8 protein-coding genes are annotated in these 8,841 nt (G+C 48.6%); 3 read left to right on the top strand and 5 right to left on the bottom strand.

What is annotated here, in order from left to right; genetic code table 11:
* The coding region (locus AQR02_RS05820) for a bifunctional metallophosphatase/5'-nucleotidase (protein WP_342447442.1) at nucleotides 1–851 on the bottom strand (851 nt) is incomplete at its 3' end.
* Nucleotides 852–1,055: 204 nt separating this feature from the next.
* Between AQR02_RS05820 and AQR02_RS05815 the strand changes: the two genes are divergently transcribed.
* The 3 genes from AQR02_RS05815 (at nucleotide 1,056) to AQR02_RS05805 (ending at nucleotide 3,317) form a co-directional block, all read left to right on the top strand.
* A complete protein-coding gene (locus AQR02_RS05815; protein WP_054939769.1) occupies nucleotides 1,056–1,769 on the top strand; it encodes a molybdenum cofactor biosynthesis protein in 714 nt (237 codons plus the stop codon).
* Nucleotides 1,770–1,854: 85 nt separating this feature from the next.
* The gene (locus AQR02_RS05810; protein WP_054939768.1) at nucleotides 1,855–2,898 is read left to right on the top strand and encodes an HD-GYP domain-containing protein; all 1,044 of its coding nucleotides are present in this window, start codon (nucleotides 1,855–1,857) and stop codon (nucleotides 2,896–2,898) included.
* Between the two features lie 95 nt (nucleotides 2,899–2,993).
* A complete protein-coding gene (locus tag AQR02_RS05805; protein WP_054939767.1) occupies nucleotides 2,994–3,317 on the top strand; it encodes a DUF7667 family protein in 324 nt (107 codons plus the stop codon).
* Nucleotides 3,318–3,384: 67 nt separating this feature from the next.
* Here the strand turns inward: AQR02_RS05805 and AQR02_RS05800 are convergent, their stop codons facing one another.
* From AQR02_RS05800 to AQR02_RS33600, 4 genes are all read right to left on the bottom strand, one after another.
* Nucleotides 3,385–5,256: an ABC transporter ATP-binding protein gene (locus tag AQR02_RS05800; RefSeq protein ID WP_054939766.1), complete on the bottom strand. Its 1,872-nt coding sequence runs from the start codon at nucleotides 5,254–5,256 to the stop codon at nucleotides 3,385–3,387.
* Complete coding sequence (locus tag AQR02_RS05795; RefSeq protein WP_054939765.1) at nucleotides 5,246–7,021, bottom strand: ABC transporter ATP-binding protein; 1,776 nt, start codon at nucleotides 7,019–7,021, stop codon at nucleotides 5,246–5,248. Before AQR02_RS05795 ends, AQR02_RS05800 begins: the two co-directional genes overlap by 11 nt.
* A 685-nt stretch (nucleotides 7,022–7,706) precedes the next feature.
* Nucleotides 7,707–8,522: a DUF2935 domain-containing protein gene (locus AQR02_RS05790; protein WP_054939764.1), complete on the bottom strand. Its 816-nt coding sequence runs from the start codon at nucleotides 8,520–8,522 to the stop codon at nucleotides 7,707–7,709.
* A 240-nt stretch (nucleotides 8,523–8,762) separates the two neighbouring features.
* Nucleotides 8,763–8,841 (bottom strand): hypothetical protein (locus AQR02_RS33600; protein WP_245237584.1); only part of this gene is annotated, 79 nt, incomplete at its 5' end.

Genomic DNA, 8,841 nt, shown 5'->3' with positions numbered 1-8,841 from the left:
ACTGCCTGAGCCAGCAGATTGCCGAAAGGAGATTCTCCCAGCAGATTCAGCGGAAGCTCATGATCCGTGATCGCTACGGTTTCTTCCAGTGCCTCACGCCCGTGAAGCATATGAAGTGCAGCTGCAGGTGCGATTATAGTCTCCGAGTGCTGCGGGTCCAGCTCGATGCACTCACCGCCTACCAGCTTAAACGCCGCCCCAGGTTCCGTCCGCTCAAACTGCAGCCGTCCCATATAACGGCCGAACTTCCCGGCGCCGCACACAGCCGTCCCGTTAATCAGCAGCGGCTGCTCCAGCAGATGATGCGTATGTCCGCCGAGAATGGCATGGACGCCTTCCAGCCTCTCTGCCAGCAGCTTATCTGCCGGCAAGCCGAGGTGGGAGAGGATTATGACAAGATCGACCTGCGGGGCGAGCAGTCGGCACTGCTCCCGAAGAGCATCCTCCGGGTCCTGGACATCCCAACCCAGCAGAGAATAAAAGGATGTAAAAGCAGCAGTGGCCCCGGTAATACCGATCTTCACACCATTCTTTTCGATAATAGCCTGCTGCTTCATCCAGTGCGGAGGCTGCCCTGTCATGGCATCCAGGAAATTGCAGCATACCACCGGGCACTGCAGCCCGGAGAATATAGCAGACAATGTCTCCGGAGAAAAGGTCAGCCCTTCATTATTACCGATGGTTACAGCATCGTACCCGGTTAAATTGATGATATCAATATTCGCCTGGCCCATCGTACCTTCCGTTTCCACAGCAGCCCGGTCCATATGATCCCCGATATCCACGAGAAGTACGGGTTCCTCACCGGCTGCAGCTTTCTGGCCGGCAATTTCAGCAGCAATGGAACTCATCGTCTCAAAATGGCTATGTATATCATTAGTATGAAGTATGGTCAGTTTTTGCGGCACGGACTCCATGAGCTATAGTTCCCTTCCACCTGTAAAGCCGTTCTGACAGAAGCGGCAGGCATGTAATCTTATAAAGCCTAGCATAACATTTTCAGGGGCAATATGGTATATTGTAATCATTATTAGAACCCCGAGGTGATATCAACCATGCAATTAACCATCCGTCTATTCGCCGGCCTGGCCGAAATGATCGGCACTTCTTCCCTGGATTTCCACGCCCATGAAACCCGGCTGACCGCGGGAAAGCTCAAGGAGCTGCTTGCTGCCTGTTATCCTGATGCTGCACCGCAAATCAATGTTTCGCTGGTAGCCATCGACCGCGAGTATGCACCGGACGACACTGTAATTTCCGCAGAATCCGAGATTGCACTGATTCCTCCTGTTTCCGGAGGTGAACCCGCAGAATCAGGCGGTGAAACAGCAGACGGCCTTTATCTCCTAACTAACCAGCCTTTGAATGCAGAGATCATGTTGGACAAAGTGCTGGACAGCAATCACGGGGCTTCCCTTATTTTCGTGGGAACCACTCGTGAAATGACTGGAGAAGAGCGGACAACAGCACTTCATTATGAGGCATACATTCCCATGGCGCTCGGCAAACTGCAGGAAATCGGCAGCGATGTACAGGAGCGATGGAATGCAAGATGCGCGATTGCACATCGGATTGGACTTGTAGGACTTAAGGAGGCCAGTGTGATCATTGCCGTATCCGCCCCGCACCGTGACACCTGCTATGAAGCCAGCCGTTATGCGATAGAGAAACTAAAAGCCTCGGTTCCTGTCTGGAAAAAAGATATCAGCGAAACCGGTCAAAAATGGTTGGGATCTGACCCCAGAGCTAAGGATTATAAGCCTGTATAATCATTACTTCATAACCATTGAATAATTCAGACTTTGTTGCTATGCTGGAAAAAAATCACTTAAGTAAGGTAAGGTGGCATAGTCATTGAGAGTACACGTCATGGATCTAAAAGCAGGTGATTTCCTGAGGATGGATACCTTTAGTTCTACAGGGCTGCATGTATTGCCTAAAGGGTCACGTCTTCAATCAGAGGAAATCGCCAAGCTGATACAGCATGGAGTAGATTATGTTGACATCGAAGATGTACGGGAAGCAGAAGCTGCACCAACAAGCAGGTCCTCTATCATCCAGGCTGTCGCCGCCAATTTTGACAACAGTATCGAAGGCTTCGAATCCGTATATATGGAAGCGTTGACTAAAGGAAGCTTCAACCAGACTGTAGTTGATGACATTCTTCAGCCCACCATGCTTACGCTGGACAAGCATAAAGATGTAGTATCACTGCTGCTTCTGCTGGACCGTGATGACAATTATACCTATAACCATTCTCTGCAGGTAGGCATGCTTTCTTATTATATATCCTCATGGCTTGGATATTCCAAGAGGGAGTGCTATGAAATAGGACGTGCCGGATATCTGATCGATATCGGGAAATGCCGGATTAATCCTACTATACTTAATAAGCCAGGCAAACTCACACTGGAAGAATATGAAGAAGTGAAATTACATACGATTTACGGTCACGAAATTATTAACAATTCCATGAATGATCCTTACACGGCTCTGGTTGCCCTGCAGCATCATGAACGTGAAGACGGCAGCGGATATCCGCATAATCTGACTAAATCCGATATTCATCCGTATGCCCAAATTGCTGCCGTTGCCGACATTTACAGCGCAATGACCTCTCACCGTGTCTATCAATCGAAGCAGGAACTGATTTCTGTCATGCGGGAAATTAATTCCCTTAGCTTCGGCAAGCTGAACGGCAGACCTGTACAAGCTTTTATCCAGCATTTGCTGCCCAACTTTATCGGCAAAAAAGTGCTGCTCAGTACCGGTGACATGGGTGTTATTATTATGAACAATCCGCTGGATGTTTTCCGTCCGCTGGTGCAAAGCGAAGGCAAATTCCTTGATCTGTCCCGTGAACGCCAAATTGCCGTAGTTGAGATTTATATGGAATAATATAAAGAGCATCCTTTAAAATAAGCTATCTATAAGCGGCCTTAGTCCTGAATTCAAGGAGACTGAGGCCGTTTAATTTTTCCTGTAATCTTGACATGCAGCGTTTGAATGTCCAAATCTCTGGCGAGGCTGATAAGGTAATCATTTATCATACAAAGGGGGCAGAACGAATGCTGTCGGTTCATCAGCGCTTGGCAGAGCTATATACGATAAGCCGCAGACGTCCGCTGTCCGCAGCCGAACTCACCGAGCAGCAGCATTGCCTGCATGCTAACGCGGTTTACTGCTGGGAAATGGGACGGCTGAACAACGAAGCACTGCTGGCTGCCCAGACAGAGGATACCAAGTGGCAGCAGGTGATCAGTGCTCAGCTGTATGAAGTGCGAATGAACGGCAAAGCCGGTAAAGGGCACAAATAGCGTATGCCCACATTGAAAAGCAGCAGCCTTTCCCCTTGCGTCAGGGGATAAGCTGCTGTTCTTGCTGCTATAAGAAGCGGAACTGCGCTTCAATTAAGCCGTTGTAAATCCCGTCACGCGCGGTAAGCTCGGCGTGATTCCCCTCTTCTTTGATCTCCCCGTGATCCAGCACGACAATTTTGTCGGCATGCCGGATAGTCGATAGCCTGTGGGCTACGATGAAGGAGGTCCGCCCCTGCAATAGGATTTTGAGCGCCTCCTGAATCTTGATCTCTGTCTCCGTATCAATACTTGCCGTTGCCTCATCCAGGATCAGAATCCGCGGATCGGCCAGCAGCGCCCGGGCAAAGGAGAGCAGCTGGCGCTGTCCCATGGACAGGGCGCTTCCCCGTTCCTCCACCTCGGTCTCGTAGCCGCCGGGCAGCTTCATGATAAAGTCATGCGCATCGACTGCTTTGGCGACCTCTTCGACTTCCGCATCTGTTGCGTCCAGCCGGCCAAACCGGATATTGTCACGGATCGTTCCCGAGAAAATAAATGTATCCTGGAGCACGATACCAATCTGCTCACGCAGACTTTGCAGCGTGACATCACGGACATCTCTGCCGTCAATCGTTAGACTGCCGCTCTTAATATCATAGAAGCGTCCGATGAGGTTAATGATTGTACTTTTACCGGAGCCGGTATGTCCTACTAGGGCAATCGACTGGCCGGCCTTAACGTCAAGGGAAATGCCTTTTAGTGCGGCCCGGCCTTTTTCATATTCAAACACGACTTTGTTAAAGTTAATGTCGCCCTGAATCTTCGGCAGCGGCTTCGCATCCGGCTTGTCCTGAACCGCAGGCTGCTCATCGAGGTATTCAAATATCCGCTCTGAGGAAGCCATTGCTACAAGCAGCTGGTTATACATCTGACCCAGCCGGTTGATCGGGTCCCAGAAATTGCTCACATACGTACTGAACGCAACCAGGAATCCCACAGTAAGTTCTCCGGACTGGATGAGGTAGGCACCGAACCAAAACAGGATCATCGTACCGAACCCGCCTGTGACCTCAATAATCGGGCCAAAAGCCTGGTTCATTGCTGAGGCCTTGTTCCAGGATTTGCGGCTGTCCATATTCATGGCGTCGAAATACTGCATGTTTTCCCGCTCCTGCGTATATGCCTGGGTAACTCTGATCCCTTGAATCGATTCGTTCAGATGCGAATTGATCCGCGAGTTCTTCATCCGCACATCCTGCCAGGCAATCCGGATCTTCTGCCGAAGCTTGGTGGAGACAAAGAACATCACCGGCACTGTAATCATTACTGCCAGCCCCAGCTTCCAGTTAATCAGCAGCAGAATCACCATGATGCCGACAAGCTGGACGCAGTCAATCATCAGATTGACAACCCCGTTCGTAAACAGATCCTGAAGGGAGTTGATGTCATTCGTCACCCGCACCAGCACTGAGCCAGCCGGCCGTTTATCAAAAAAGTTAAACGAGAGCTTCTGGATATGCCGGAAGAGATCGGAGCGCAAATCGTAAATCACCCGTTGTCCAATCACATTCGTATATTTAATCCGGTAAACCCCGGCGATCCACTGGATCAGGTACAGCACAATTACGCTGGCCGTCAGTGTATATAACAGGGAAAGGCTTGGATTCCCGTCCTTCGGAGCGATTGCCTTATCTATAGCCATACTCGTCAGAAAAGGAACCGTCAGCTTCGTCACTGTGCCCAGAATCATCAGTACGGCGACAAGGGGAAGCATCTGCTTCGCATAAGGCTTCATGTACCCAAACAGCCGGGTGAACTGTTTCCAGTCAAACGACTTATCAATCTGATCATCATCTTTATACACAAAACGTTCTCCAAGCGTCGCCTGCTCAGCATCCTTATTTCCCTTTGCGGCAGCAGCTATTGCCGGTTTGGCTTCAAGCTTTTTAAGCTCCATGCTGGGTTCCCTCCCCTCTTTCCACGTTTCTGGCCAGATAATCGGCATATTGTATCCGGTAGACATCCTGATAAGGGCCGGGAATTTCGATCAGCTCGGAATGCGTCCCCTTCTGAACCATCCGGCCTTGATCCATTACAATAATCTGGTCAGCATGGCGCAGCGAGGAAATCCGGTGGGCGATGATCAGCGTTGTACGCCCGCGCATAACCTCCTGGAAGCCGGCCTGAATCTCATGTTCTGTTTCCATATCAACGGCACTCGTTGCATCATCCAGAATAAGTATCCGCGGATTCTTAAGCAGGGCTCTGGCGATAGCAATCCGCTGCTTCTGGCCTCCTGAGAGCCCCATCCCCCGTTCACCGACAACCGTATCGTACCCGTCCGGCATCTCCATAATGAAATCATGAGCTTTGGCAAGCTCAGCGGCGCGGATAATTTCGTCCATGCTCACATTTTTGAGTCCATAGGAAATATTATTACGGATTGACGAGGAGAACAGGAACGTCTCCTGGAACACCGTGGAGATCTGTGAGCGAAGACTTCGCACGTTGTATTCCCGGATATCTACCCCATCCAGGGTTATGCGTCCTTCATTCACATCATAAGCACGCATCATCAGCTGGATAATCGTCGATTTGCCGGAGCCGGTTCCCCCGAGGAAACCGATCACCGCACCGGGTTTCGCTTCGAAATGAATATCCTTGACCGCAGGCATCTTGTTGCCATACGCGAAGGTTACATGATTGAATACGACTTCTCCCTTGACCTCCGAGGATTCGAGCGTCCGCGCATTCTCTTTATCCTGCACATCAATCCGCTGGTGAAGCACTTCAAGAACCCGTTCTCCCGAGGCTTTGGATTGCGTATAGTTGTTGATATGGAAGCCAAGCCCCCAGACCGGTCCAATGATGTACCAGATCAGACTGAAGAAGGCTACCAGCTCACCCAGCGACATATGGTTGTTGATGACTAGTGTTCCGCCGACCCCGAGCAAAATGGCGATACTGACCGACGCCAGCAGCTCCATGACCGGAAAAAACTTGCTCCACAGCTCGGCGGCATAAATCTGGTTATCCTTATAACGTTCATTACGGTGCGAGAATTTTTCAACTTCATATGCCTCTCTGGCAAATGATTTGACAGTCCTTACACCGGTAATATTCTCCTGAACAGCCGTGGTCAAAGAGCCAAGGGCGAGCCGCATCTCCTGAAAGGCCGGGTGAATCTTCGATTCGAATCTGAGTGCTACCGCAGCCAGAAACGGCATAGTGATCAGAGTGACAAGCGTGAGCTGCCAATTAATCGTGAACATCATAATCGAGCCGAACAGCACCATGAAAAATACGTTCAGCAATTGGGCGAAGCCGAAGCCGATAAAGTTACGGATCGCTTCCAGATCCCCGGTCAGCCGGGACATCAGGTCCCCTGTCTTAGCGGTATCATAATAACGGAAAGACAGGAATTGCAGCTTCTCATAGCAGGCATTACGCAGCCTGTAAGCCAGAAAATTACCAAGCCGGCCTCCAAAAAAACCATGTGCAAACTGCAGGCAGGCTTTCACGATTACTACAGCGACTACAGTGAGGGCCAATACGGGTACCTCAGTAAACTTTAGGGGAACTATTACATCGTCGATCAACCTTCTTAACAAATTGGGGGTAATAAGCCCCACTGCAGTTGCGGCAGCCAAAGCTATAATCGAAAGAATTAAATAGTGCAGCTTCTCCCGATAAAAGCCCCGCAGTTGCCTGAGAACATCCATATCTCTCCTCCTTAAAGCTTTACGAAGTAAAGCTTGCTTCGTAAGCATAAACTTAGCTTTACGAAGTAAAGCTTGCTTCGTAAGCATAAACTTGTTCCTGCGAAGCGGCGCCTGCTCCGTAAGATACATTTGGCTTGCGATGTAAATCTCACATCGCAAGCCATTTTTTTAGCGCTTCCAATTTAGGGACTTTAAGCAGTTTATCACCCATGTTTTAATGCGGCAAAGGGGAGAAATGACCGTTTTCCGTGTTTTTCCCGATTAAATCAGGCTTAACCTGCTGCAAAATGACAGCCGTAGCTTTAATTGCTCCCATTTCCTCTCAAATACTGTTCAATTAAGTAAAGACAAGATTCAACACGACTTTACCGCCTGCTACCCACAGCTTAATAGGGAAATATATATAATAATTCTTTCCACCTGAGCCAACTCCAAGAATATCTTGCCTTCACTGGTTACACTCCGTTATTTCCTAGGCAATATTGGCTTGAATCGGAATGGAACGGCTTCAGCAACGTCAGTTAACGTCGTGGATACCACAGGTTTGGCTTAGCTGTCTGTGCGACAAAACCTTGAAAGGCCGCGGAGTTTGGAGTGTAGGATTCCAGGTGGTTATCGTGTAACAACAAAATAAAAAAACGGGCTTTCAGCCCGTTCTTCACCCTTCCTATGCTCCACTGAGAAATTAATGGATGATTTCCCGCTTATTCACCTTCACTCCCGATAAGGACTGGTCAAACATATCGAGAATAAAGAGGAATCGTTCAGCTTCACGAAATACGTGATCCGCCAACAAAGGATGAATAATACTTTTTATCCGGCATTCTTCGATTAAGTCTCGTGCAGTTTTTTTGAAATCACGCAATGATTTTACAGAGACCCGGTTCTCATCAACAAATTGACTTAGAAGCGGGACGGTTTGAGATTGTGGACGCATATGACTTAAATCAACCGCTTGAAAAACCAGTGTATCAAAATCATTACTAAATTCCCTTGCCTGCTCAACCAATTTCCGTTCGGACGGATCAAGCAAATGACCAATGAATTTCGCGTGATCGGCCATGATCTTTAAGAAAAAAACATTTTCATCGATTATAGCGTCAGGCAATGGCTCGAGTTTTCCTGCATTGAGCTCCTCCAGGCGGTTTCTGAAATAATTAGCTTCCCGGCTCACATGATCCACCAGCAGGGGGAAGTTTGTCTGCCCCGGAAGTTTGCAATGCAGGATAAGACCCAGCACCATTCGTTTAAACGCCCAGATATTAGTTGCAGCCACCCGAACTTCTGTATTAAAAGCTTGAATGGTAAACGGGTCTGCATCGCTTTGAAATTCGTGAGCTCTTCGCTCAATATCCTCGAAAATAGCATAGAACTGGTTTGCCTCTTTTTTTAATTGCGTATCCTCCGCTCTGAACCCTAACCCAAGAAAAAGCGAATGCTCCTTCATGATCCTGGACCAAAATCGTATTTCATCTAACGACCGGGTAACAAAAACATCCAAACCTATCCCTCCCTCGTAGAAAAAACCATCTACTTTTAGGCATATGGGAGTTCTTTGTCGATTAGAACGCTGACTGATTTCAATTCATATGCGAAATTGGGCCGGGTATAAGCTCAGCTTATCCACCATATCTGATGTCATCAGATCCTTATGATAAATAAAAAATACGTATCCGGATGTCCTAGACATAAGAGTCTCAAGACACTAACGGATACGTATTTGCAAGTTAATCAGAAAAGGTTAGCCAATAGACCCTTCCATCTCGAATTTGATAAGACGGTTCATTTCCACCGCATATTCCATCGGCAGCTCTTTGGTG

It is taken from the genome of Paenibacillus ihuae (assembly GCF_001368795.1).
Lineage (GTDB): Bacteria > Bacillota > Bacilli > Paenibacillales > Paenibacillaceae > Paenibacillus_AQ > Paenibacillus_AQ ihuae.
The sequence above is the reverse complement of the archived record's forward strand: the minus strand, read 5'-3'. Positions and strand labels throughout refer to the sequence as shown.

Coding starts and splice junctions, on each gene's coding strand:
- AQR02_RS05815 (WP_054939769.1), top strand. CDS start 1,056: ATGCAATTAACCATCCGTCTATTCGCCGGCCTGGCCGAAATGATCGGC.
- AQR02_RS05805 (WP_054939767.1), top strand. CDS start 2,994: ATGCAGCGTTTGAATGTCCAAATCTCTGGCGAGGCTGATAAGGTAATC.
- AQR02_RS05800 (WP_054939766.1), bottom strand. CDS start 5,256: ATGGAGCTTAAAAAGCTTGAAGCCAAACCGGCAATAGCTGCTGCCGCA.
- AQR02_RS05795 (WP_054939765.1), bottom strand. CDS start 7,021: ATGGATGTTCTCAGGCAACTGCGGGGCTTTTATCGGGAGAAGCTGCAC.